This window comes from Amphritea japonica ATCC BAA-1530, assembly GCF_016592435.1.
Lineage (GTDB): Bacteria > Pseudomonadota > Gammaproteobacteria > Pseudomonadales > Balneatricaceae > Amphritea > Amphritea japonica.
This window is the reverse complement of sequence record NZ_AP014545.1, coordinates 2,344,551-2,369,244: the sequence shown is the minus strand read 5'-3', so window position 1 is coordinate 2,369,244 and position 24,694 is coordinate 2,344,551. Positions and strand designations below refer to the sequence as shown.

27 protein-coding genes are annotated in these 24,694 nt (G+C 46.3%); 15 read left to right on the top strand and 12 right to left on the bottom strand.

All coding sequences use genetic code 11. The features are described from left to right. Nucleotides 1-33: 33 nt before the first annotated feature. A complete protein-coding gene (locus tag AMJAP_RS11150; protein WP_026339977.1) occupies nucleotides 34-630 on the top strand; it encodes a pyridoxamine 5'-phosphate oxidase family protein in 597 nt (198 codons plus the stop codon). A 14-nt stretch (nucleotides 631-644) separates the two neighbouring features. On the opposite strand, the gene AMJAP_RS11145 is transcribed toward AMJAP_RS11150, so the two are convergent. The 3 genes from AMJAP_RS11145 to AMJAP_RS11135 all read right to left on the bottom strand — a co-directional run bounded on the left by AMJAP_RS11145 (nucleotide 645) and on the right by AMJAP_RS11135 (nucleotide 2,850). Beyond that, nucleotides 645-1,250: an HD-GYP domain-containing protein gene (locus AMJAP_RS11145; protein ID WP_019620486.1), complete on the bottom strand. Its 606-nt coding sequence runs from the start codon at nucleotides 1,248-1,250 to the stop codon at nucleotides 645-647. A gap of 149 nt (nucleotides 1,251-1,399) precedes the next feature. Further along, the gene (locus AMJAP_RS11140) at nucleotides 1,400-2,020 is read right to left on the bottom strand and encodes a LysE family translocator (RefSeq protein ID WP_026339978.1); all 621 of its coding nucleotides are present in this window, start codon (nucleotides 2,018-2,020) and stop codon (nucleotides 1,400-1,402) included. Nucleotides 2,021-2,160: 140 nt separating this feature from the next. Continuing rightward, complete coding sequence (locus AMJAP_RS11135; RefSeq protein ID WP_019620488.1) at nucleotides 2,161-2,850, bottom strand: TorF family putative porin; 690 nt, start codon at nucleotides 2,848-2,850, stop codon at nucleotides 2,161-2,163. Between the two features lie 261 nt (nucleotides 2,851-3,111). Between AMJAP_RS11135 and AMJAP_RS11130 the strand changes: the two genes are divergently transcribed. After that, nucleotides 3,112-4,596 carry an aldehyde dehydrogenase gene (locus AMJAP_RS11130; protein ID WP_019620489.1) on the top strand — a complete coding sequence of 495 codons (1,485 nt, stop codon included), beginning with the start codon at nucleotides 3,112-3,114 and terminating at the stop codon, nucleotides 4,594-4,596. Between the two features lie 113 nt (nucleotides 4,597-4,709). Here AMJAP_RS11130 and AMJAP_RS11125 read toward each other — a convergent pair whose 3' ends face one another. The 4 genes from AMJAP_RS11125 to AMJAP_RS11110 form a co-directional block, all read right to left on the bottom strand. Further along, nucleotides 4,710-5,210, bottom strand: coding sequence for an RDD family protein (locus AMJAP_RS11125; RefSeq protein ID WP_019620490.1), 501 nt, complete (start codon nucleotides 5,208-5,210; stop codon nucleotides 4,710-4,712). A gap of 159 nt (nucleotides 5,211-5,369) precedes the next feature. After that, nucleotides 5,370-6,191 carry a LuxR C-terminal-related transcriptional regulator gene (locus AMJAP_RS11120; protein WP_019620491.1) on the bottom strand — a complete coding sequence of 274 codons (822 nt, stop codon included), beginning with the start codon at nucleotides 6,189-6,191 and terminating at the stop codon, nucleotides 5,370-5,372. A 182-nt stretch (nucleotides 6,192-6,373) separates the two neighbouring features. Next, entirely contained in the window at nucleotides 6,374-7,756 is a 1,383-nt protein-coding gene (locus tag AMJAP_RS11115; protein ID WP_019620492.1) for an aspartate aminotransferase family protein, read from the bottom strand. Between the two features lie 231 nt (nucleotides 7,757-7,987). Further along, complete coding sequence (locus tag AMJAP_RS11110) at nucleotides 7,988-8,704, bottom strand: GntR family transcriptional regulator (protein WP_019620493.1); 717 nt, start codon at nucleotides 8,702-8,704, stop codon at nucleotides 7,988-7,990. 253 nt (nucleotides 8,705-8,957) lie between these two features. On the opposite strand from AMJAP_RS11110, the gene AMJAP_RS11105 reads away from it, so the two are divergent. From AMJAP_RS11105 to AMJAP_RS11075, 7 genes are all read left to right on the top strand, one after another. Next, complete coding sequence (locus AMJAP_RS11105) at nucleotides 8,958-10,295, top strand: glutamine synthetase family protein (RefSeq protein WP_026339980.1); 1,338 nt, start codon at nucleotides 8,958-8,960, stop codon at nucleotides 10,293-10,295. Between the two features lie 271 nt (nucleotides 10,296-10,566). Continuing rightward, entirely contained in the window at nucleotides 10,567-11,658 is a 1,092-nt protein-coding gene (locus AMJAP_RS11100; protein ID WP_019620496.1) for a polyamine ABC transporter substrate-binding protein, read from the top strand. Nucleotides 11,659-11,828: 170 nt separating this feature from the next. Then, a complete protein-coding gene (locus AMJAP_RS11095) occupies nucleotides 11,829-13,007 on the top strand; it encodes an ABC transporter ATP-binding protein (RefSeq protein WP_019620497.1) in 1,179 nt (392 codons plus the stop codon). Beyond that, nucleotides 13,004-13,960, top strand: a complete 957-nt coding sequence (locus AMJAP_RS11090; protein ID WP_019620498.1) for an ABC transporter permease subunit — start codon at nucleotides 13,004-13,006, stop codon at nucleotides 13,958-13,960. Before AMJAP_RS11095 ends, AMJAP_RS11090 begins: the two co-directional genes overlap by 4 nt. Beyond that, on the top strand, nucleotides 13,960-14,775 hold the full coding sequence (locus AMJAP_RS11085; protein ID WP_019620499.1) for an ABC transporter permease subunit: 816 nt from the start codon (nucleotides 13,960-13,962) through the stop codon (nucleotides 14,773-14,775). Before AMJAP_RS11090 ends, AMJAP_RS11085 begins: the two co-directional genes overlap by 1 nt. A gap of 62 nt (nucleotides 14,776-14,837) precedes the next feature. Next, nucleotides 14,838-15,569: a glutamine amidotransferase-related protein gene (locus tag AMJAP_RS11080; protein ID WP_315972428.1), complete on the top strand. Its 732-nt coding sequence runs from the start codon at nucleotides 14,838-14,840 to the stop codon at nucleotides 15,567-15,569. A gap of 83 nt (nucleotides 15,570-15,652) precedes the next feature. Beyond that, a complete protein-coding gene (locus tag AMJAP_RS11075; RefSeq protein ID WP_019620501.1) occupies nucleotides 15,653-16,357 on the top strand; it encodes a type 1 glutamine amidotransferase in 705 nt (234 codons plus the stop codon). Here the strand turns inward: AMJAP_RS11075 and AMJAP_RS11070 are convergent. Further along, on the bottom strand, nucleotides 16,354-17,298 hold the full coding sequence (locus AMJAP_RS11070; protein WP_019620502.1) for a LysR substrate-binding domain-containing protein: 945 nt from the start codon (nucleotides 17,296-17,298) through the stop codon (nucleotides 16,354-16,356). The genes AMJAP_RS11075 and AMJAP_RS11070 overlap by 4 nt on opposite strands. 117 nt (nucleotides 17,299-17,415) lie before the next feature. Between AMJAP_RS11070 and AMJAP_RS11065 the strand changes: the two genes are divergently transcribed. Next, nucleotides 17,416-17,616 carry a DUF1127 domain-containing protein gene (locus tag AMJAP_RS11065; protein ID WP_019620503.1) on the top strand — a complete coding sequence of 67 codons (201 nt, stop codon included), beginning with the start codon at nucleotides 17,416-17,418 and terminating at the stop codon, nucleotides 17,614-17,616. Between the two features lie 129 nt (nucleotides 17,617-17,745). On the opposite strand, the gene cspE (AMJAP_RS11060) is transcribed toward AMJAP_RS11065, so the two are convergent. The 3 genes from cspE (AMJAP_RS11060) to AMJAP_RS11050 all read right to left on the bottom strand — a co-directional run bounded on the left by cspE (AMJAP_RS11060) (nucleotide 17,746) and on the right by AMJAP_RS11050 (nucleotide 20,221). Beyond that, entirely contained in the window at nucleotides 17,746-17,952 is a 207-nt protein-coding gene (gene cspE, locus AMJAP_RS11060) for a transcription antiterminator/RNA stability regulator CspE (RefSeq protein WP_019620504.1), read from the bottom strand. A 389-nt stretch (nucleotides 17,953-18,341) separates the two neighbouring features. Continuing rightward, a complete protein-coding gene (gene cspE, locus AMJAP_RS11055) occupies nucleotides 18,342-18,548 on the bottom strand; it encodes a transcription antiterminator/RNA stability regulator CspE (protein ID WP_019620507.1) in 207 nt (68 codons plus the stop codon). A gap of 206 nt (nucleotides 18,549-18,754) precedes the next feature. Next, complete coding sequence (locus AMJAP_RS11050; RefSeq protein WP_019620508.1) at nucleotides 18,755-20,221, bottom strand: sensor domain-containing diguanylate cyclase; 1,467 nt, start codon at nucleotides 20,219-20,221, stop codon at nucleotides 18,755-18,757. An 857-nt stretch (nucleotides 20,222-21,078) separates the two neighbouring features. On the opposite strand from AMJAP_RS11050, the gene AMJAP_RS11045 reads away from it, so the two are divergent. The 5 genes from AMJAP_RS11045 (at nucleotide 21,079) to AMJAP_RS11025 (ending at nucleotide 24,062) form a co-directional block, all read left to right on the top strand. After that, nucleotides 21,079-21,654 carry a YdeI/OmpD-associated family protein gene (locus AMJAP_RS11045; RefSeq protein WP_019620509.1) on the top strand — a complete coding sequence of 192 codons (576 nt, stop codon included), beginning with the start codon at nucleotides 21,079-21,081 and terminating at the stop codon, nucleotides 21,652-21,654. Nucleotides 21,655-21,733: 79 nt separating this feature from the next. Then, on the top strand, nucleotides 21,734-22,024 hold the full coding sequence (locus AMJAP_RS11040; RefSeq protein WP_019620510.1) for a carboxymuconolactone decarboxylase family protein: 291 nt from the start codon (nucleotides 21,734-21,736) through the stop codon (nucleotides 22,022-22,024). Between the two features lie 275 nt (nucleotides 22,025-22,299). After that, a complete protein-coding gene (locus AMJAP_RS11035) occupies nucleotides 22,300-23,145 on the top strand; it encodes a glutathione S-transferase C-terminal domain-containing protein (protein WP_019620511.1) in 846 nt (281 codons plus the stop codon). Nucleotides 23,146-23,475: 330 nt separating this feature from the next. Further along, the gene (locus AMJAP_RS17870; protein WP_376787801.1) at nucleotides 23,476-23,700 is read left to right on the top strand and encodes a cysteine-rich CWC family protein; all 225 of its coding nucleotides are present in this window, start codon (nucleotides 23,476-23,478) and stop codon (nucleotides 23,698-23,700) included. 89 nt (nucleotides 23,701-23,789) lie between these two features. Further along, on the top strand, nucleotides 23,790-24,062 hold the full coding sequence (locus AMJAP_RS11025) for a hypothetical protein (protein ID WP_201356373.1): 273 nt from the start codon (nucleotides 23,790-23,792) through the stop codon (nucleotides 24,060-24,062). Between the two features lie 103 nt (nucleotides 24,063-24,165). Here AMJAP_RS11025 and AMJAP_RS11020 read toward each other — a convergent pair whose 3' ends face one another. Further along, on the bottom strand, nucleotides 24,166-24,639 hold the full coding sequence (locus AMJAP_RS11020) for a LabA-like NYN domain-containing protein (protein ID WP_019620513.1): 474 nt from the start codon (nucleotides 24,637-24,639) through the stop codon (nucleotides 24,166-24,168). Between the last annotated feature and the right edge of the window lie 55 nt (nucleotides 24,640-24,694).

The window sequence follows — 24,694 nt, the reverse complement described above, 5'->3', positions numbered from 1 at the left end:
GTCGCAAATTTGAACAGAGTTAAGGGTAGGGCTATGTGTGAGATAAGGATGACGGAACGGACCCGGGTAAAAAGGGGTCGTAAAATAGCGAGCTATGATCGAGAGGTGGTCAACAACGTTATTGATGAGTCCTGGGTCTGTAATATTGGCGTCAGTGTGGAAGGTGAAGCAATGGTGCAGCCTAGCTCGCACTGGCGGATTGGCAATGAGATTTATCTGCATGGATCGGTAAAAAATGGCCTGTTTCAAACAGTGATGAAGGGGCAGACAGCCTGTATCACTTTGTGCCTTCTGGACGGTTTGGTGTTTTCCCGTTCTGCTTATCATCACTCGGTAAATTTTCGCTCAGTGGTTATTTATGGAAAGGGTCGGTTGGTTGAAGATCCAGAGGAAAAACGGGCTGCACTGGATGCGCTGATAGATAAATACAGTCCAGGTCGTTCAGCAGAAGCGCGTCCACCAAATGAGAAAGAGATGAAGGTGACAGCGGTTTTTGCTTTTTCAATCGATGAGGTGTCTGCCAAGGTTCGTACGGGCGGACCGAATGAAGAGCCGGAAGACTTGGAATTAGACGTATGGGCTGGCGTTAAACCGGTTACATCGGTTATTGGAGAGCTGATACCTGATTGAGCAGAGATTGCGCTTTATTCTACCCGGCTATTGCTTCGCTCAATGATGCGGCAGAAGTACTTAACCAGCAGTGGGTCGTGCTTGGTACCTGATTCCGTCTCGATTGTATTGATAATATCCCGGTGGCTTCGTCCTTCATGGTATGCACGGGTGTAGGCCATCGCGTCATAGCTATCGACGATACTGATGATACGTGCGCCAACTGGAATAGCTTCTCCGGAAATTTTGTCTGGGTAACCACCGCCATCAAAATGCTCGTGGTGGTGACGGATGATATGTGCGGTTTGAGATGCCCCATCCAGTTCAGTTGATAATACGATCTGTTCACCGATGATGGGGTGCTGGTGCATCATTTTCCAATCATCTTTGTCGAGTGAGCCAGGCTTCATGAGAATGCGATCAGGAATTCCAATTTTGCCAATGTCGTGAAATTTTGAACTGATACGCAGAGCGCTGATGTCGTCCTCAGACAGCCCCGCTGCTTTAGCCAGCTCAGTCGCCATGGTTTGCACCCGATCAGAATGCTCCAGCGTTGACTTATCTCTAAAGCCCAACGCTGTTGCTAATGCTTTGGTGCGGCTTTCCAAAGCTTGATAAGTGAATTTCTCGGTCGGGCTCATTCAAGTTCCTTAGTATTTAACGACTTAAAAGTCGTACTGCTTTACTAGTGACAGTCTTTAACTGTTCGTAGTTCTATATCGTTCTCTTACATAGAATCTTTAATCGGCCAGACTAAATTCAGGTATGCAGCTTGAAGTGTTATCGGAGCTTAGCCAACCGCTAACCATATCCCGACCCCTATCATAAGGGAACCGGCAATTCTGTTCATAAGTTTTACATTTCCACGATCCAGTAGCAGGTGGCGCAGGGCTTTACCTCCACTGGCATAGATTAACAGGCAGCTAAATTCCAATATTAAAATCATTGCTATGAGTATTGAAAGCTGAGGTGCTAGCGGTTGGTTCTGGTCAAGAAAGGGTGGCAGGAGGGTGACGAAGAAGGCCCAGCCTTTAGGGTTGGCTATAGCGGTAATGAAACCGTTCAGGGCTAACTGAAAATTACCCTGCTGCTTTGTTTCTGATCCTGGCTCAGGCATCACCAGCTTACCTTTAGACTGCCACATCTGAATGCCTATCCAGCCCAGATAAGCACCGCCGCCCAGCTTCAAAAAAATAAAGGCTTCAGGAAACTGAAGCATGAGTGCAGCGACGCCAATGGCCGCGGCTGTGGCAACCAGGCCTACTCCGATCAATTCACCCCACATCATATGCAGGCTGCGTCGCACGCCGATTGACATACCCAGACTCAATGCCAGCGTCATGCACATGCCAGGTGTGATAGAGACGAAGAAAAATGTAGGTATGAAAATAGAGAGAATTGCGACTGACATCCATGCCTCAGAGGTTGATGATTAAAGCGGGAGTTTACTCTTTCGTTAGACAATAAAAAAGGCCACCCGATAATGTCGAAGTGGCCCTGATCAGGTAACAGAAGGGGGATGTACGTGCCTGATTCAGTGGTGAATAGTCTTTAGAAAGTACGTGATACGCTTAACAGTAAAGTATTATCATTGCGGAATGCACCAGAATCGATTTCGTCAGCGCTTTCGATACTGTTAAACAGATAGGTTGCAGAAAGATCCAGACCCACAGCTGAGCCAGAGATACCAATGGAGTAGTCCTGGAAATCATTGATGTCAGTGGTGCCATCCCAATAGTCGCCAGTACTGTAACCGGCATGTAGATCAAGGCTAACTTCCTCGGTTACCCCGAAGCTGTAATCAGCACTGTAGTACTGAGCAGATTCTCCAGTGTTAAAGAAGTCATCGGAGTAAGCGAAGGTTAAACCAAGATCACCATAGTACAGAGCTAGTGCTAATTCGCCATATTCCGAGTCAGAGCTGTAGCCAGGGTATGTATAGAACGCATAGGAAACGTCATAGCTCAAACCATCATTGATATCGTTACCATAGCCAACGTAGTAATCGATCTCTAGTTTAGCATCATCTTCAAAATCAACATTGCTACCCCAGACGCCAGCATAAACTCCATTATCAAAAGCAACATCAAGGCTTCCCTGGACAGCTGGATCACCCGCAGATTGTGAGATGCCGCGGAAGCGGTAGTCATTAGTGAATGATACGGTGCCGGATACTTCTGCCGCTTGAACGGTTGTGGCCAGTGCCATAGAAGCAACTAAACCTGTAAAAATCTTTTTCATCGATCTTGCCTTTCTAATTTTTAGAATGAGTCTCGATTATCGGAAAACATGAGCTACTAAATAAATACCTAGGGGGAGGTATCTATCAGGGGGTATATGGCCGGTGAATTAGCCAGGTACCTCTTCGTATATATAGAGAGGAGAGTGATGAGCTACATATACTGTCACAAATACGATGGGCTGAACTGGATGAGCCTTTCACCCTATTTTGATTGCGGCGAGCCGTGGTTACTGAGACAGAGATTGTGGAGAAGAAAATCGATGAAAAGCTATTCCGAATGGCAGACACAGAGTAAAAACCTTAGTTTCCATAATAATGCCTATATCAATGGTGGGTTTCAGGCGGCAGTCAGTGGAGATACTTTTCCCTGTATCAATCCCGCAACAGAGAAGCTGCTGGCAGATGTGGCCAGCTGTGATCAAGCGGATGTTGATATTGCTGTGGCTAATGCCCGTGAAGTCTTCAAGTCCGGAGTCTGGTCAGAAATCCCCCCTCGGGAGCGTAAAAAAGCGATGCAAAAATGGGCTAACCTGATTGAGCAGCACCAGGATGAATTTGCTTTGCTCGATACACTGGATATGGGTAAATCTATTTCTGAGATGGTGAATATTGATGTGCCGGATGCGATCGATTGTATCCGCTGGACCGCTGAAAGCATTGATAAAATATACGGAGAAATAGCACCGACAGGTGACGATACTCTGGCGATGATTCACCATCAGCCAGTGGGTGTTGTCGGTGCTATTACCCCCTGGAATTATCCGTTACTTATGGTGAGCTGGAAAATAGCGCCAGCCCTTGCAGCGGGTAATTCCGTTATTCTTAAACCTTCTGAAAAATCACCGTTAAGCGCGTTACGTCTGGCGGAACTGGCAGTTGAAGCGGGTATACCCGCTGGTGTATTTAATGTGCTGCCTGGCTTTGGTCATACTGCTGGCAAAGCATTAGCGCTGCATATGGATGTTAATGTACTGGCCTTTACCGGTTCAACCCGGGTGGCAGGCATGTTGATGGGCTACGCTGGTGAGTCAAATATGAAGCGGGTGTGGCTGGAAGCTGGGGGTAAATCGCCGAACTTAGTATTTGCGGATGCGGATATCAAAGCGGCAGCGGCGGCTTCTGCTGCGGCGATTTTTTGTAATCAGGGTGAAGTCTGTATCGCTTGCTCGCGTCTGTATGTCGACAAGAGTATTAAGGAAGAGTTTGTTGCTGCGCTGGTGGAAGCGGCCGCTAGTTTCCAGCCGGGCGATCCATTAGATCCAGCGACGACGATGGGACCGATGGTGGATGGTACTCAGTTGGCCATTGTAGAGCGTTATATTCGTTCAGCAGAAGAGGAGGGCGGTCAGGTCATTATGGGTGGCGTACCAGAATACCAGGAAGGTAAGGGATTCTTTGCTAAGCCAACCATAGTGGATGGTGCTCACAACGGCATGACCTTTGTTAAAGAGGAGATCTTCGGACCTGTGTTGGCGGTCTGTGAGTTTGAAACGGAAGAGGAAGCGATCGCTCTAGCCAATGATTCTGTCTATGGGCTGGGGGCTGCTGTGTGGACGCAGAACCTTTCCCGCGCCCACCGTGTTAGCCGTAAGGTTGAAAGTGGTATGGTGTGGGTTAATACCTGGGGAGAGGGAGATAGTACGGTGCCCTTTGGTGGTGTTAAAGCGTCCGGTAATGGTCGTGATAAATCGCTGCACGCGCTGGAAAAATATACTGATATTAAGAATGTTCTGATACGGCTGTAAGGGCAGTGGCTAGATCGCCGCTGCACCGATGGCTAGACGTCACTTCGTGACTTGCTAGTCGCTAGAAAAAAAACCGCCATTTGGCGGTTTTTTTTGTTTATGGGGAGGTTGGATTATAGTTTGACCACTTTAGTATTTGCCAACAGGTCATGCAGGCAGCGCTTGTCTTTTTTGAAGATAAAAAGGGAATCAATTAAGCCGATTGTTTGTCCAGCCGCGGGTATCTGGCTGAGAATAAAAAAGGGTATGTAGCGTACACCGACAATTTTCCAGAACGGTAGCAACTCTTCAGTTTCAAAATCAACGACTCGGATATTCAGCAGCTTCTTCCCAATGGTCTGTCCCGAGTTAGCCAGTAAATAGCTATTAAGAATAATATAAGCAACCAGAACCAGTGCACTCAGTAATATATCTGACATTGTTGATAGCTGATCTGCCATTAACTGATCCCATATACCGAGTAAGTACATCGCAGGGACGAATACGATCGATAGAAAAAGAGTGTCGAGTAAGGCAGCCCAAAACCGGGTCCACCGGCTGGCCAGTACCAGCTCAAACTCTTCAGTGACTTCTAAATTAGCTTCAGGGGCGGAATAGATATTGTCATCATTCATAGTAACCATCCTTAGTATTCTATATGTTGCTTGATCTGGCATAAGTCTGCCGGAAAACAGGAATGTTGGCAATTAGGAGGTCGGTAAGAATGATAGCGTTTATGTCTTATCGTTTTGTTTGTCTAGCTGCTAGCAGGTGCGAAGCGCCCTTCTGGCGACTCAGATGCTAGCTGTTGGATCCAGCTCTTTAAGATGCGCCAGGAACAGGGTGAAAATATCGGCCTGGGTGGAGGTATTCAGGCGGGTATGGATGTTCTTGCGATGGACTTTTACGGTGCCCAGGCTGATCTCCAGCATGTTAGCGATCGCCTTTGAGGAGTGTCCCTGCAGTATAAGACCGGCAATTTGTTGTTCTCGCGGAGTCAGAACACCGCTGCCGAAGGTGCTGATGGCCTGATTCATCGGGCCTTCTGACTTTTCGTATTTCACAAATTCCTGGGATTGAGATAACCAAAATTGACGAATAATCGATTGAACCACCGGATAAATATCGTTAAGACGGGTTAACTCCGCTCGGGTTATGGTGCCCCGGCTGGTTTTTCGCCCCAGTGAAATTGCACAGTTAACCTTAGGGTCCAGCTCGATCACCAGGTTGATCTCATCGATCAGGTCGAACTCTTTATAGCAGCTCTGATAGTAGCGGGTTGTTTCAAAACTATCCGGTGCAATGTCGATCAACCGACTGACGCCTTCCCCCAGGTTACCACTCTGGATCGCGTTGAAAAGAGGGTCGAGAATATAGGAACGGTTGATGTAGTTGTGGAGAGTCAGGCTTTGTTCGGCCGGGTTGGTTGGATGAAGAATGAGCGGCTTCAGGGACTTTTTATAGGTTACCATCAGCAGGGTATCAAAGTGACACTGGCTGGCTAGAAATTTTTCTAGCAGGCCGCCAAAGCTGGGCAGACGTATTGTGTCTATAAGTGCAGCAAGGTCCTTTTGCCAGTGGTCAGCCGCACATTGCTGAGCTCGGTTGCTTTGCATGGCGTGTCTCCTGCTTGAATGGCTGATTGAATAAAAAGATCCGGCTGCAAACGTCCAGGAACTATAGAGCCATCTTCAATAGTTCTGTTGCAACCGAATAAGGTAAGCGGGTGAGCCTTGTTCGCTCCCCGCTTTCGCCTGCATGACGATAGTGAAAAGTTATGCAGGTTTAAAACAGATGCTTAACTGACAGATTTGTGAGTCAGATCAAAGCACAGGCGAACCTTTTCACAGAGTTCGTCAACTTCAGCATGGCTGATGACCAGAGGAGGAGACAGCACCATACGGCTCCCCACTGCTCGCATTATCAGACCGTTATTGAAGCAGTGGTCACGGCAGATCATGCCGATATCCGTGTCATCGCCGAACAGCTCTTTAGTTTCTTTATCTTTGACCAGTGCGATACCGACAACCAATCCAACGCCTTCTATATGGCCGACCAGTGGATGATCCGCGACCGCCTCACGAAGTTTCTGTTGGAAGTATGGGCCAATATCATTCCCCACGTACTCAACAATATTTTCTTTTTTCATCAACTGAATGTTGGCAGTCGCAACGGCAGCGGCAACCGGATGGCCGGAATAAGTGAAGCCGTGATTGAAATCATCGTCGTGTTCGATAAAGGCGTTGGCGATTCGGTCACCTACTGCTACAGCTGCGATGGGCAGGTAACCTGATGACAGTCCTTTGGCCATTGAGATGATATCTGGTTTGATACTCAGAGTGTCGCTGCCAAACCAGCTACCCGTACGACCGAAACCACAGATAACTTCATCTGCTGCCAGTAGAATGTCATATTTATGACAAACCTTCTGGATCTCGCTCCAGTAGTTTGCCGGTGGAACAATTACGCCGCCGGCACCCTGGATAGGCTCGCCAACAAAGGCGGCTACGTTATCCGGTCCTACTTCAAGAATTTTGTCTTCAAGGGCTTTAGCGCAAGCGAGACCAAACTCTTCTTCTGACATCTCGCCAGCTTCGCCGTACCAGTATGGCTGGCGAATGCGCTCGATATTAGGTACCAGCGGGCCGCCCTGACCATGCATACCGCCCATACCACCAAGGCTTGTGCCACCAATAGTGCTGCCGTGGTAGGCGTTCTCACGGGAAATCAGGATGTTGCGGTAAGGTTTGCCTTTGATACTCCAGTACTGGCGAACCATCCGCATAATAGTATCGATGGCTTCTGAACCTGAGTTGGCAAAGAAAATGTGATTCAGGTCGTCTGGGGTTATGCTGGCGATCTCTTTGGCTAACTGAGCTACCGGAGCATGGGTGGTCTGAAAGAAGGTGTTGTAATAAGCCAGCTCTTTCATTTGTGTGTTGGCGGCCTCGGCTAATTCAGAGCGGCCGTAGCCCATATTAACGCACCATAATCCAGCCATGCCATCCAGAATTTTATTACCTTCACTGTCCCAGAGGTAAACACCTTCTCCACGGGTGATTACCCGTGCGCCTTTCTTATTCAGAGCGCCGGTATTGGTAAATGGGTGCATATGATGGTCGGCATCGATCGCCTGAATATCAGCGGTGTTTGCTGAAGTCTTGTTGTTATCGTCGAGCATTGAATCTCTCCCAGCCTGACACCGAAAGTACAATATAAACGGTGCGGTAAAATATTATGTGATCATAAAATCTGTGAAACTGGATGTGTAAATCCTGTTTGTGTTAGTTATTTTGTGATCACAAAATTTTAAAGTCAACAAAAAAATATGCTGACGAGTAAGAGTTTTCTAATCAGGCGAAGAGTTTAATCAATCAACATAGACGTTAAAATTGTAGAATATTAAGTGAAATCAAGCGCCTGCGTTCTCAATAAAGGCATGGAGCATTTCAGGGGTTCCGGCGAATGCGATTCCTTCCCGAATGTCTGCAGCTATTGCTATCTGCAGGGCAAAGGCGTCTTTCTTTTCAATAGCAGTCATCGCTTCATTGTGGCGATCAACCAGATAATGTTCCTCTAGCTGGCTCGTGGCCAGTCGCATGAAAGGGCCGAGTTGTAACCATAGGCTTTCAATGAGTGGCAATGTGACCTGGTGAGGATTAGCCGTATAAAGTGCACGATGAAAATTTTGATTGAGAATGCTGATCTGCGCCAGATCGTTGTCCTCTTGAGCCTTATCTATAAGTTTGTCTAGACTGCGTAACTGTTGGAGCTGAGCGCTATCGATGTAGGGCAGTGCCCTGGCTGCCGCGTGGGATTCAATTGCAATGCGAGCTTCGCATAACTCGTTAAATTTCATGGCCGTCATTTTGGGTACCATTACCCTGCGGTTTCCCTGAATATCCAGAGCATTCTCGGCTGCAAGCTGCCTTAAAGCCTCCCTGACAGGCATAGGGCTAACATCCAGTATTCCTGCTAGCTCACGGATAGTAAGTGCTCTTCCAGGCAGGATCTCACCATACATGACAGCGTTGCGCAGGGTCTTGTATACCCATTGGGTGATAGTTACAGAGTCATCTCGCTTGGATATGGTTATATGTATCGGAGATTTCTTGTCCATAATCTGCATAGGTATTGGCCTTGTTTCTCTGGAGAACCTGTTTACAGGTTGTTTCTTGTAATAATGCGATCACTAAATAGGCTACACGACTTTTGTGATATAAGTCGATATTGACTGACAGAAAAAAACGTGATCACATTGATATATTGTTTGTGATCACAAAAGTAGGTATGTGCCTCTTTAGTGGGTTATGCTGATTACAGCTGAGTTGTATCTCCTGCCAGGTAACGGGTGGGTATGGAAGATTTCGAGTGAGAGTCTTATGACATCTAATAAAGATAAAGAGTTTGATCTGTTTATAACTGACCTGAACGGTAACCTTCGGGGGAAACGTTTACCTGCTAACGCAGTGGCTAAGGTTTTTGAAGAGGGTGTTAAGCTGCCTCGCTCCGTTCTGGGGTTCGATTTTTGGGGCGACGATGTTTTAGATAACGGGTTGGTGTTTGAAACTGGCGATATGGATGGTATCTGTATGCCCGTGACCGATGCTGCGATCCCTGTTCCCTGGGCTGAAGAGCCCCGTGATCAGATTATGGCAATGATGTCGAATCCAGATGGAACTCCCTTTGGCTGTGATCCTCGTCAGGTACTGGCTGGGGTAGTTAAGCGTTTTAAAGGGATGGGCCTCACGCCTGTGGTCGCTACGGAGCTTGAGTTTTATCTGATGGATAGTGAGTCTGAAGAGACTCAGCGACCGAAGCCGCCGGTGCTGTCCGAAGGTCATGGGCGCCGATTGAGCGAGACCGATTGTTATTCCATTGATGAGATGGATGGCTTATCAGCGTTCTTTTCTGAGGTTCGTGAGGTTTGCGAGATACAAGGTGTCCCTGCCGATACCATTATTTCTGAGCTGGGCCCAGGGCAGTTCGAGATAAACCTGATGCATATAGATGATCCCCTTATGGCGGCTGATCAGGCGATTTTATTCAAGCGACTGGTGAAGGGAATAGCCAGAAAGCATGGTCATTCATCGACTTTCATGGCTAAGCCTTATGCGGATAAGAGCGGTAACGGTTTTCATGTTCACTTTAGTTTGTTGGATGAAGCGGGTAACAACGTTTTTGATAACGGCGGAGAAGAGGGGACCGATGTTCTTAAGAACGCCGTTGCTGGTCTGATGCATATGATGCCTGACAGTATGCTGACATTTGCGCCACACCTGAATTCATACAGGCGCTTTATGGCGGGAGCCCATGCGCCTACTTTTGCCAGCTGGGGTTATGAGAACAGGACTGTTGCGATCAGGATTCCCGAGAGTCCCGGCGTGGCTCGACGGATTGAACACCGGGTATCCGGTGCAGATGCGAATCCATACCTGGTGTTGGCATCTATTTTGGCAGGGGCACTGTACGGCATTGAAAACAAGCTGATGCCACCTGCACCTATTGAGGGCGATGCCTATGCTGAAGGCGATGGTGAGCTGGTACTGCCAACTAAGTGGGATCAGGCCACCGATCTGTTTTCCGGTAGTGACGTGCTGAAGGAGTATCTGGGTGAAGAGTTTGTTCGGGTATTCTCTGCAGCCAAGCGTCAGGAGCAGCGGAAGATTAGCGAACAGATCTCTGATATCGAGTATGAATCCTATCTTGGGTTGCTGTAATTGACTGATTTTTAACATTTTTCATTGTGATACCTATTGAGGGGTATATAGACAGCAGGGAGCTTGTCGTACATTTTTACTAGTTGCAGAAAATACTGCGACAGTCTGAGAAGCTTGAGCGCTGCTTCCTTGATCAGAGGGGCAGCCATGACAATAACAACAAAAATATGTGGCTCTGATGAGCACCGCGCTGCGGTACCAAAAGAGTTAATGCTTACATGATTAAACAGCCAGGGCTGTGATATCAGAAGCACCAGAATGGAGTAATAAAATGAATCCGAAGAAACTTGGTCTTGCAGCAGCACTGGCTGTATCAGTTTCCACTACCGCCATTGCCGAAGAGCAGGTTGTAAACTTTTACAACTGGTCTGACTATATCAGTCCGGAAATTCTGGATAATTTTACTAAAGAAACCGGTATTAAAGTTAACTACGATGTTTACGATTCCAATGAGGGGCTGGAAGCTAAGCTGATGGCGGGTGGTTCCGGTTATGACGTGGTAGTGCCAACCGGATCGTTTCTTGAGCGTCAGGTTCAGGCAGGCATTTATGCTGAGATTGATCGAGCTCAGTTAAATAATTACGGAAATCTTGATTCTGTGATGTTAGAAAAAATCGCCCGTCATGATGCAGGTAATAAACATAATGTTCCTTATGCCTGGGGCACTATAGGCCTGGGCTATAATGTTGATATGTTGAAAGAGCGATTAGGCGATATACCGGTTAACTCACTGGATATTATTTTTAAGCCAGAGGTGGCAGCCAAGCTTAAGGATTGTGGTATTACGCTGCTTGATTCACCAGCAGAGGTTGTTTCTATCGCGCTTAATTACCTGGGGCTAGACCCAAACTCGGAGAAGAAGTCAGACCTGAAACGAGCATCTGAGCTGCTTAAGTCAGTACGTGATAGCTACCGTAAGTTTGATTCATCGGGCTATATTTCCGGCCTGGCGAATGGCGATACCTGTGTAGCGCTTGGCTACAATGGCGATGTACTGCAAGCTCAGGGGCGTGCTGAAGAAGCTGGCCAGGGTGTGAATGTTGGTTATTCCATTCCTACAGAGGGGACGTTGGTGTGGTTCGATCTGCTGGCAATTCCATCCGATGCGCCACATAAGGCAGCGGCTCACCAGCTGATCGATTACATCCTTAAAGGTGAGAGCGCTGCCTCCATCTCTAATTATGCTTATTATGCCGTAGCTAATAAAGCCGCAGAGCCGATGGTCCTGGAGGAAGTGTTGAACAATCCTGGTATCTATCCTTCTGATAAAGTTAAGGCAAATCTATTCACTCAAAATGCTCATTCCGCTAAGTTTGATCGTCTGTTAACACGTACCTGGTCCGGTATCAAAACGGGTCGTTAATGGCATCATAGCGGGTGCTGATGCACCCGCTCGTGTGAGTTATTCAGTAAGCCCTTGGGTTTCGGGTATAGGCCGGGACAGGTACGCTAAAGTATCGCTCAGGGGCTTCTTAAATAATTCTCTGAGCTCGGGTTAGGGCTTGGTAGATGAAAAAGTCTTGAGGGTTTGGTATGACTTCCACTCAAAATATAGAGCAGCAGGGTGTCGCGCCGGTTTCTTCCGAGGCGGCTGTAAACCTGCCTTTGTGGAAACAGGATGGGGCAGAGCCTTTCCTGCAGATTGAAAATGTTACAAAGAACTTTGGCGAATTTACTGCGGTCGATAATATCTCGCTGGATATCTATAAGAACGAGCTGTTTTGTCTGCTGGGCGGTTCCGGTTCTGGTAAGAGTACTTTGTTGCGAATGCTGGCGGGTTTCGAGTCGCCGACCAGTGGTCGGATTATTGTTGATGGTGTTGATATGGCGGCGATTCCGCCCTGGAAACGCCCTATCAATATGATGTTCCAGTCTTATGCTTTGTTTCCTCACCTTTCAGTAGAACAGAATGTTGCTTTCGGCTTGAAAAGAGAGGGCTTGCACCGGGCTGAGGTTAAGCAGCGGGTGGCACAAATGTTGGATATGGTGCAGCTGGGTCATTTAGGTAAGCGTAAGCCTAACCAGCTTTCAGGCGGTCAACGGCAGCGGGTAGCACTGGCGCGTTCATTGGTTAAGCGGCCAAAATTGCTGTTGCTGGATGAGCCGCTGGGTGCTTTGGATAAAAAGCTGAGGGAAGAAACGCAGTTTGAACTGATCAATATACAGGAAGAGCTGGGTGTGACCTTTGTGGTCGTAACCCATGATCAGGAAGAGGCGATGACACTGGCGACCCGTATCGGTGTTATGAATCATGGTGTGATCGTCCAGACGGCTGAGCCGCATGATGTCTACGAATACCCTAATAGCCGTTTTGTCGCTGAATTTGTCGGCTCGGTTAATCTGTTCGAAGGCCGGGTGATTGAAGATCAGCCTGATTCGGTACGTATCAAATCCAAGGATGCCGGAGGGGTTCTTTATGTGAATCACGGCATCAGCTGTGCGCCGAATCAGAAGGTGCATGTTGCGTTGCGGCCTGAGAAGGCGCGGATAAGTAAGCAGAAGCCGGATCAGATTGAGAACTGCATCAAAGGTATTGTTGAAGAGATTGCCTATATGGGCAGCCTGTCGGTATATCGTGTGCGCTTAAGTAGCGGCAAAGAGGTGCGGATTACGCAGCCAAATATTACCCGGGGTACGGGCGAGCGTTTGACCTGGAATGACGAGGTTTATCTATTCTGGGATGTTGACAGTAGCGTGGTGTTAACCTCATGAGTACTCCGACAGGTTCTGCCTGGGTGGATGGCTCCGGTTCACGGCTGGCAAAGTTTAACTTTTTTAGAAGGATTAACTGGGGGCGCTTTTCCGTTGTCTCAGTGCCGACGCTGTGGCTGGCAATCTTTTTCTTTATTCCCTTTCTGGTGGTGTTCAAAATATCACTATCGGAAACGGCCATTGCAGTGCCTCCCTATACTTCATTGTTGAACTGGGATGTAGAAGAGTCGTACCTGAATCTTAAACTGAATCTTGGAAATTATTTTTATCTGTTTGAAGATACTTTCTATCTCGATGCATATCTGAGTTCGATTAAGATTGCCGGGATCTCGACAGTATTTACGCTGATAATAGCCTTTCCTATTGCTTACCTGATCGCTCGCAGTAAGCCGTCTTCCCGGGCGCTGTTACTGTCACTGGTCATTCTTCCATTCTGGACATCGTTTCTACTTCGGGTGTATGCCTGGATGGGATTTCTAAAAAAGAACGGATTGATTAACGAGTTTCTGCTGGGTGCCGGCATTATTGATCAGCCTCTGATTATGTTGCAGACCGATTTTGCTGTTTATATCGGCATTGTTTATACCTATCTACCCTTTATGGTTCTGCCGCTTTACAGCGCCCTGGAAAAGATGGATATGACGCTGCTGGAGGCCGCTGAAGATCTGGGTTCCAGGCCTGCGACCAGTTTCTTTTTGATTACGATACCGATGGCGGTGCCGGGTATTATCGCGGGCTGTATGCTGGTATTTATACCTGCAGTAGGTGAGTTTGTTATTCCATCGCTTCTGGGTGGCTCTGATACGCTCATGATTGGTCGGGTGTTGTGGGATGAATTCTTCCTCAATAGGGACTGGCCGATGGCTTCTGCTGTAGCCATTGTGATGCTGATAGTGCTGGTGTTACCGATCATGCTGATCCGGAATAGTCAGGGTAAAGAGGAGGCGGTCTGATGAAACGTAGATCACTGTTTTTAACAACGTCGGCAACATTAGGCTTTATTTTTCTATACGCACCGATGATTGCACTGGTGGTATACAGCTTTAATAAGTCCAAACTAGTTACCGTCTGGGGTGGCTGGTCTTTGAAGTGGTACGGCGAACTGTTTCGTAATGAACAGATTATTGATGCAGCGTTACTAAGCTTAAAGATCGCTTTTATCAGCGCCAGTGTCGCAGTGGTGCTGGGAACTATGGCGGGGTTTGTGCTGAGTCGTTTTGGTCGCTTCAGAGGGAAGATGGTGTTATCCGGCTGGATCAGTGCGCCGTTGGTCATGCCTGAGGTTATTACCGGTCTTTCACTGCTGCTACTGTTTGTTGCGATGGAAGGTATGTTTGGCTGGCCATCGGGTCGGGGGACCGGCACCATTATTATTGCCCATGTGACTTTTTGCATGGCTTATGTGGCTGTTATTGTCCAATCAAGGTTATCGCAGCTGGATGAAACCCTGGAAGAGGCGGCAATGGATCTGGGGGCGAAGCCTTCGTCGCTGTTCTTTCTGGTTACCATGCCGCTGATAATGCCGGCTATTATTTCTGGTTGGTTGCTGTCGTTTACGCTATCGCTGGATGATCTGGTTATTGCCAGCTTTGTCTCAGGGCCGGGTAATAGTACGTTGCCGATGGTTATCTTCTCAAAGGTGCGTTTAGGCGTGTCTCCTGAAGTGAATGCGCTGGCGACACTCATGATTGCTGTAGTAGCGATCGGTGTGATTGGTGCTATGTATCAGATGCGACGGCAGTCTAAGTTACTGGCAAGCGATGAGTGATACCGGGCTTTAAAAAATACGCCCTCTGTAAGAGGGCGTCGTTGTTTTTAGAAAGAGAAAAGATGATGAAAATTGGTATTTTGGCGACCGGTATTACCCCGGATGAACTGCTGAAGCAGTATGGCACCTATGCTGATATGTTTGTTGAGTTGTTTGCTCAGGTAGAGCAGGATTTCACCTATGAAGTGTTTGATGTTCGTGATGGTGTCTTTCCAGGCTCGCCTAAACAGTGTGAAGGCTGGGTGATTACCGGATCAAAGTTTAATGTCGATGAAAACCGGGATTGGATGCTTAAACTGAAGCAGTTGATTCTAGAAATTGATGAGACTGGCCGTCCTTTACTGGGCATCTGTTTTGGTCACCAGATAATTGCCGAAGCCTTTGGTGGAAAGGTTGAAGCTTATGAAGGTGGTTGGGGTGTTGGTCTGCATAGTTACAGGTTAATCGGTAATAACAGTTTTATCAGCGGTAATGAAGATCATTTTTCCATCAGTGCAATGCATCGTTATCAGGTGACTGAAAAACCTGAAGCGGCCAGAGTATTTGCTGAATCGGATTTTTGTAAATATGCAGGGCTCCAGTATGGCGATAATATTTTAACTTTTCAGGCGCACCCTGAATTTAACCTGGGCTATGAAACTGATCTGGTCTCGCTAAGAAAGGGCTCCGTTATTCCTGATGAGGTTGCTGACGCTGGTTTGGAGATGCTCTGTGCTGATGCTGCTGCCACCGATTCAGTCAAAGTGGCGGGCTGGATGAGCAGATTTATGAGCGGAAATTTGGTAAAAAATTAAGCGCTTAATGTAGATGCTCTTTATGGAATTAGATAACCGCTGGTAATAGCGGTTTTTTTGTCTCAGAAATGACAGGCTCTAGGATGAAGATAGGAATACTAGCAGCGGGTAGTAATGAAGGTGAGTTGCTGAAGCGGTTTGGCTCCTTTGCTCAAATGACGCAAGAGATGTTTGCAGGGAGTGATTTAAGTTTCCAATGTTGGGATGTTTGCCTGGGAGAGTTTCCTAATTCATATCGCGACTGTGATGGCTGGGTAATAACAGGTTCTCCTGCAAGTGTTTATGAGCCTTTGGAGTGGATAGATCCCCTCGAACAGTTGATCAGAGATATTAGTCAGGCAAGACAGGGGCTGGTGGGTATCTGTTTCGGGCATCAGATCATCGCGCAGGCGCTGGGAGGTGTAGTCGAAAAAGTCAAAGCGGGTTGGGGGCTGGGCGTCGATCAGTACCGCCTGACGGCAAAGGGAATGACCTGGTTTGGTGTTGAGAGCCTGTCTCTGCACGTTATCCATCAGGATCAGGTTGTTACGCTGCCAGAAGGGGCTGAGCTGTTGGCAGGTTCAGAGTTCTGTCCCTATGGCGCGCTCAGTTATCGTTCTCATATATTAACGATACAGGCCCATCCTGAGTTCTCTGGGGGATACATGCAAGCGTTGTTGCCCGCGATAGCGCCTCAGTATATAACGACATCAGAGGCTGAGTCTGGTGTCCGCTCGGTTCTCAGTACGCCAGCTAATGCCGATGTTATCGTGCAAAAAATGACTCAGGTATTGAGTCAGTCTGTTTAGTCCTGATTTTCAGGGTGCAATAGTACCTGTTGTTTAAATCTCTCCCAGCTGCGGTGGATCTCCTGAACTTCCTGTTTAAGCCAGCGTTCAAAGCGCTGTACTTTCGGGCGCTTGAAGTGATGTGCCGGGGCAACTAGAAAGTAGTTAAATGCTGTGGGACGGTACATCGGATAGGGGCAGATGAGCGTGCCCCGTTCTAAGAGCTCATATACCAGGCTGTAACGTACGGCTGCCAGACCCTGGCCGCTGATCAGCGCTTCAACGAGAATGTTCGAGTCACTCACTTCCAGGCGTGTGGCTTGTTGCGTTTGGTTGAAGCTGATAGCGGCTTCAAATTCAGGCCAGAGCGATTTCATATCGGGAGCGTCATCAATCAGTAGTGGCAGTTGTTGCAACTGTTGCTCTATCGGTCCTTCGTTGTTTATTAACGAGGGGTGGCACACTGGTATGACATGGTCTTTGAGTAACAATCGTGCGCTTAACCCTGGGTAATCTCCCATGCCGTAACGAATTGCTAAATCCAATGAGTTGTCGTCGAAGTTATCCAGCTGAAGTGTGGGAGAGATATTGATGCTCAGGTCCTGGGCTTCAGACTGAAATGAGCCAAGTTTAGGTACCAACCAGCGACTGGCAAACGAAGGAAGTGTGCTTAGGCAAAGTCGGTGGGGGTCCGGGTCATCGCTCAGTTGGTTGATTCCTTGTTCCAGGCTGGTAAAGGCTTTGCTGATATAGGGCAGTAGTTGCTGGCCTTCGGTCGTGAGCTCTATTTTCCGTGTCAGGCGTTGAAACAGGGGGACTTCAAGCTGTTGCTCAAGGGCTTTGATCTGTTGGCTGATAGCGGCCTGACTGACAAACAGTTGCTCGGCTGCTTTTTTGAAACTTTTGGATTCTGCCGCGTGACGAAACGCCTGGAGCGACTTCAGTGAAGGAAGCTGTGCCATATGAAATTCTATAATGATTAAGATTAACTTAATTATAGGAGTGTAAAACTCGTTTGTCGTTAGTTTTTAAAAAACTCATTATAACCCTTACAGGTCAGTAAATAAGAGGGTTTGGTTATGACATGCGCAGTGAATAATAAAATTGAGGTTAGGGGTGCTATTGAAAGGAAAGCTAATGTAGGTTCCGTTTTGAAGTGCTGGTTAAGAAAATATCGTAGCCGTCAGCTGTTGGCGACGCTGGATCGGCATCAACTAAAGGATATCGGCGTTACCCGGGAAGAAGCGTTGCAAGAGATCCGCAAGCCATTCTGGCGCTAGCTTAATGATGGGCGGCATGGGATATGGCAGTTGTCAGAATTATATATTTCAGACACAAAAAAGCCTGATCGTAATCAGGCTTTTTTTAAAGTAAGCAACAGATCAGTGATCTGTTAAGCTTGCTCGGTCTTAGATAGCTACGATGTTCTCAGCTTGTGGACCGCGCTGACCTTGAGTTACAGAGAACTGTACCTGCTGGCCTTCTTCAAGAGTCTTGAAGCCGTTGCTCTGGATTGCACTGAAGTGTGCGAATACGTCAGGGCCATTTTCCTGCTCAATAAAACCGAAGCCTTTATCAGCGTTAAACCATTTAACAGTACCGGTTACAGTAGACATGTTAGTTTCCTTTAAAGAATATAATGTTTTGCCATCAATGATGGCGGATGGTGCAGGAATTTTTACTATACATTATGGAAACAGGACGATGAAGCTGAAACAGGATCTTCGAAATGATGCATAAAAATATGGTGAATCTTCAAGCGGCTATAAATATATATGTGAATCTTTCAGATGGCAATCTTTTATTCGTATATTTCTGAATTACTTAGGGAAGTTACTCTGGAAAACAGAGTTTAATCGGGTATCGCTGCTGTGATTTGCTGAAAGAGTATCGAAAATGCTGATGATTGAGCGGGGAAGGGGTGTAGAAGATATAAAAAAGGCCTGATCGTAATCAGGCCTTCTTCGGAGAGCTGCAGATCAAAGATCTGCCAGCTTGCTCGGTCTTAGATAGCAGTGATGTTCTCTGCTTGTGGACCGCGCTGACCTTGAGTTACAGTGAACTGTACCTGCTGGCCTTCTTCAAGAGTCTTGAAGCCGTTGCTCTGGATTGCACTGAAGTGTGCGAATACGTCAGGGCCATTTTCCTGCTCAATAAAACCGAAGCCTTTATCAGCGTTAAACCATTTAACAGTACCGGTTACAGTAGACATGTTAGTTTCCTTTAATAAATATAATGTTAGCCATTATTCATGGCGATGATGCAGGAATTTTTACTATATATTATGGAAACAGGACGATGAAGCTGAAACAGGATCATTCGAAATGATGCATAAAAATATGGTGAATCTTCAAGCTGGATTCAATATAACAGTTTATTTTTTATTATCAACACTTTAATCCGTATCTATGACGGACATCAAATTGTTTCAGCGGGTGCGTTCACAGTACATTCAACCTGATTACGAAATTTAGCTTTGGCACGATACAGTGCTGCGTCAGTACGGCTAAACAGGCTGGCAGATGATTCATCATTAGAATATTCCGCAATGCCAAAGCTGGCGGTAATACTTAGATTCAAATTGTCTAACGCTGGCAATAACGTCTCAATCTGCAGGCGCATCTTTTCCGCTATCTCACGGGCGGCTACCTGAGTACAGTGGGGCAGAACAATCAGAAACTCATCGCCGCCCCAGCGACACAACATATCAGATTGACGCAGATTATCTGAAAGGATGTTGGCAACCTCAGTGAGTACTTTGTCGCCGGCCAGGTGGCCGTGATTATCATTTACTTTCTTGAAATGATCGATATCGACCAGCATAGTTGAGACCGGATGTTGCTCCCGTTGTGCAAAACTAAGTATCTGTGCAAAGGTGGATTCAAATGCGTAACGGCTGGCGGTACCTGTCAGAGGATCAGTATTTGCCATAAATTCTAATCGGCGCTGATATCCGCCCAGAGTATAGTAAAGCAGTAGCAATACGATCAGGGTGACTAACAGGCTGATCGACAGGTTGACCCATAGCGTTGTGGTGATAAGTGCTTCACTTTGCTGTCTGTGTTCTACGATCAGGTACCAGTCCAGTTCTGGAATAAAACGGGATTTGATCAGGTATTGCTGGTCGTTGTCGGTATAGTTAAATGACCCGCTCTGCGTCGTGAGAATTTGTGTGGCAATATCTTTCAGCCCTTCGGCCTGATGAATATCTTCGGCACCGGTATATTTACTTCCCTGCAAGGCTACTTGTCCCTGCCGGTTAATAAAGTAAACCTGACGGCCATATCTCAGTTGATAATCTTCAATTAACCCCTTAATCGTTTTTGATGCCAGCCCGACACCGATAATACCCAGAAACCGATCTTGATGGTCTTTCACTTTATGATTGACGAACAGGTTTGTCGTCGTGGTATCAACCGTATCCTGATCCAGGTTGATATTAAATTCATCGTCGAGTGACCGGGTAGCAAAGTACCAATTGTCAGCAGAATCGGAAGAGGAAACTTGTTTAATGATACCGGTGCTGTGGTAATAGTTTGATGTTTGCTCGGAAACAAAAAATGCGGTGATCGCATTATAGCGATCCTGAATAGATTTGAGGTAACGGGACATCTGTGCAGGTTGTCGTTCTCCGGCATCAATCCAGTCATGAACGAAAGTATCCTGCGCCATAAGAGAAGACACCAGAATTGGCTGTAACAAGTCGCGCTGCACTTCTGAATAGATATTGTCACTGGTCAGGGGGAGTGTATTCGTCTCAATGTGCTGGTTCAGAGAGCGATTTGCCACATAGTAGTTGGTCAGGCTGATTGCGGTAAAAGCGATGATCAATAAAACACTACTGATCAGAATGAAGGGAGGCTTACGCTTATAAGTCTGTTTCATAGATAACATCCGTAGCATTGAGTCGGGATTGTCATGGCTGACAGCCGAAATCTTCCCTAGTGTCACTATCTGATTTTAGCAGCTTTATCGATTTGGCACAGCGAACAATCGAAAGATCAAATATTGTCAGGCGACTTGCTGTGCCATATGTGGAGACGACCCGTTCTATTTTTGGATAGAGGCTATTTCATAGTGTGATTTTCTATGCAAGTATTGAGAAACTAAGGACTCAGTAGCAACGGATTTAAGGATAATCAATGAAAATGATTCTTATTAAGGCTCATTTTGTCGCATTTCTGCAGATATACGACAGGCTGTCGTCTTTCTCCAATCTTAAAAAATCCAATTTCAAAAAAATCAGACACTGCTTCAGTGGGTTAAGTGACAAAGTTAAATTGCTATTGAAGAGTCGATATACGACAGGCTGTCGTATTTCTCCAAAATCGTTGTCGTATATTTAGCTGTTAGGTGTCTGCATGGCGCAAAGTATTTGTCCTAAATGTGGGGTTGAAAATGACTCTAAGAAAAATAGAAAACCTCAACCAATAACTCTGTTTTGTACACCCTGGTCAATACATCGCGACCATGAGCAATTCGATTTAGTTGTGTGCTATAGCTGTGGTAAAGAATTCCACTCAAACGAAATCAAAATGTTTGGCCTTTTTCCAAGAAATCGTTTTTGGGTTCCATATTGTTTTTTATTTGCTCTTTTTATTTTAATGTTGGTGTTTATAAGTGCTATCTAAAAATATTCAAACACCTAACAAGCGGGTCAAATTCGTTCCGCTTCGCTGCACCGGACTGTCGCTGCGCGCCAGCCGTTTACCCGAGCGTTATACCAAAAAGAATCCAAGCAGATGCCTGAACCCGATCCATTGAAAATCATGACATTTGCAACACCGCAAGCTCTCGGCGAGTGGCTCAGGGCGAACCACGCTGTTGAAACTGAGCTGTGGGTGAAGATCTTCAAGAAAAATACCGGGGTTCAGAGCGTCACCTGGAATGATGTCGTGATCGAAGCGCTTTGCTGGGGTTGGATCGATGGGGTTAAGAAGTCAGTGGATGAGCAAACCTATGTTCAACGTATTACTCCCAGGAAAGCACGCAGTAACTGGTCTAAAAGGAATACGGAGCATGTGGAACGGTTGATAAGTGAGGGCCGGATGATGGAATCAGGGCTCGAACTTGTTCGTGCTGCTAAAGCGGATGGCCGTTGGCAGCAAGCTTACGTAGTCAGCGAAATGGAAGTGCCAGCGGACTTTTTAGCGGCATTAGATAGCCAACCGAATGTAAAAAAGTTTTATGAAACACTTAATAAATCGAGTCGTTATGTTATCGCCTACGGATTAACAAGTGCAAAGAAACCCGAAACCAGACAAAGACGATTTACAAAATACATGACAATGCTTGTTCATGAGGAAAAGCCCAAATAAATGGCATTCGCCATAGTAAGGCGCTCAATCAGGCATAAAGCATTGGCTTGACGTTATCAAATTTCATGGAGGTGCGCAGATGCTCACGAAACATCACAAAGAACTTTATGACACCTTCTATGAAGCGACTCATGAAAATGAGCACTTAGACACCAGAACAGAGGTGTTGGTTGGTTTAGCTGCTGCGATGGGAATGAACTGTCAGCCATGTACTAAATACTATCTTCATCAAGCCAAAAAAGCAGATGTGACAAAGGGTGAAGTATCAGAGGTTATTGCAAAAGTAATGGCTGTTGCCGCAGGGCAAAAAAAGCTACAGGTACAGCAAGTTATTGAAGAGCATAAAATTGATTTAAGTTCATTCAAATAAATGCCTATGGCAAGGGCAGACAGCATCAGCCAGGGTGGCGCCCTGACAGCTTTGAACTGTGATTTTTGTGCATGAATTCTGATATCTTCTATAGTTAGGTTTACCGCTATTGTGTAGCGAGAGGATAGCTAAGCGGCCAGATCAATCAGGCCATCCGCGGCTGTATTAGTGAGCGTGATAGGGATTCATCTTGGCCAGAATTTCATCCGGAAGCGGGCTGATTATTCGTAGTCGTAAAATGAAGAGACGCGTAAACTTGAGCGAGAATTTTTACAATGAGTAAAGAGCTAAAGCTAACAATACCAGCCCCAAATAAAAGCACCCGTTTGCATCTGTACGTGGCATCCGCTTGTCCTTTTTGTCACCGCGTGATTGCTGCTCTTGAATTAACCGGGCTATCCGGCAACGTTGGTTATACCTGGATGGAGAACGTAAAAGAGGTTGAAGGCTGGGCAATAGACCCCGATGCTGAGCCAGCGTTTAATGAAAGTTACTTAGCTTCAGTTTATGAGCGCTTAGACCCAAAAGCGATATATCGTCCTTCCGTACCATTGCTCGTTGATTTATCAACGAAATCGATTCTGTCGACTAGCTCTTCCGAGATGACTCATTATTTTTCCAGTGGAATGGATGGGGCTCATGAGCTATCAGTAGATTTATATCCAACTGACCTGTCTGATGAAATTGATAAGCTCAACGAATGGCTTCATGAGAGTATTAATCGAGCCGTTTACTTAGCCGGCTTTTCCAGAGATCAGGCTGATTACGAGTCAAAAGTGAAGGCTGTATTTAGCGCTTTAGATGAAATGGAAAGCCGCTTAAGCAAACAGACCTATTTGTTTGGTAAAACAATAACTGAGAGTGATCTCTACCTTTTTGCAACATTAGTGCGTTTTGATGAAATATATTTTCCTTTATTTAAATGTTCTTACCGTCTTATAAAGGACTATTCAGCTTTGTCAGCATACCTAAACAAATTGCTTTCAATTCCTGAACTCAGGGATACGGTAAATCTGAGAAGTTTTAAGGAGCACTATTATAAGAGTGTTATGCACGTTGGAGATAACCCCCTGAGCCTTAATCCGATGGGAACTGTTCCTGTTGGTATGTTCAAAGAATAAAAGTAATCAGCACCTCAATGGAAGCTGAAAGCTTCACTGTTATTACCATTGAACTGGCCCAGCTACTGTGAAAAGGATTGTTCAAGAGCTATAGCGAGGTAGAAATGTAGCTAAGAGGGATTCAAGTCTTTAGCTAAAACGCCGGTTCTAAAGAAGTTCATGTCTATGTTGGTTTTGGCGAAATTCAACTACTATCTTAAACCGTCAGTTGAAGCGAAAGACAGGTAGTGGCTATAAACTATAGATATCGTAGCTCTCGTCGGGTTAACTTTTGGGTATGTTGAAAGAAATATGCTTTGAAGTCACATCAACTTTATCAGTTGCAAGAGATTGATTTTGAATACTACTCCGAACACTATTGATCCCAATCTCTGTCCTATCTGCCAGCAAGATAATCGATGTGGAAATATCGCCTCCTGTGGTGCTGATGAAAGCTGTTGGTGCAGCGAAATAACTTTTCCTGAGGGTGTGTTAAATCAGGTACCTGACGAAGCGAAAGGCATGGCCTGTATATGCAAGTCTTGCGCTTCAAACCCTGTACATCAAAAGAATTAAGTGAGCCTGTTGAGTTGGTGTAGACTAAACTAACAAGGCGATCAGACGGTCTTATTTTAGTCCGCAGCCATAAGCTTGAGGAATTGATCATGCCTAGAAATAAGCATAAACGAAAAGCTTCAGTTCACTCTAAATCTAAAACGGTGAAAAGTGCCAAACTATCAGGGTTAAGTGCTTTAAATCCGAAGATATTTGTCTTATTGGGTTTGCTCTTTGTTGTCTTAGGGGGCTACCTATTGGTGTTTAAATCCCACGGCGGCGCAATGCCAGGCTTTGCGATGCTGTCTATTCTTATCGGTGTTGTGACTGCAATCTTTGCCAGCTTTTCTATACCTAAGAAAAAACAGATTAGATTCGTGTGAAACGGTTAGATAACAAAACAAGTGATTTGCCGTTATTTTCTCGCAAGCGGCGAAGCTTCGTCTAACCTCTAGCAAGTCGCTAAGCGACGATCTAGCAACTGCTTTAAAGAAGCAGTTCTTCTCTGATGGGGAAAAATTCGGTCGCCGAGCTGATCAGCGAATTAGCTGTCAGTGCAGGCACTCCGTATACCTGAGCTTTTACGCCGTACTTCCGTTTGACCCGCTCTAGCAGCAGATCAAAATCTCCATCACCTGAGAGAAGAATAATAGTGTCTACTTCCGGGGCCGTGTCCATCACGTCGATGGCGATGCCCACATCCCAGTCACCCTTTGCCGAGCCATCACTGCGCTGAATATAAGGCTTTAATTTTATGTTAAAACCGATATGTTTCAGGGCGTTCTGAAATTTTAGCTGACTGTCGTCACCCCGGTGAATAGCGTAGGCATTAGCGATGATAATTTCACCTTCAGCGCTGATTTTCTGCCAGAGTTTGCGATAGTTAAACTGTTGGCCATACGCCTGACGGGTGGTGTAGTAGATATTCTGTACGTCAACAAAGACTGCAATTCGGTTCACAGGTATTCCTTAGGTTTTAATCTTTTCTAGCAAGCGGCGCAACCGCGTCTAACGA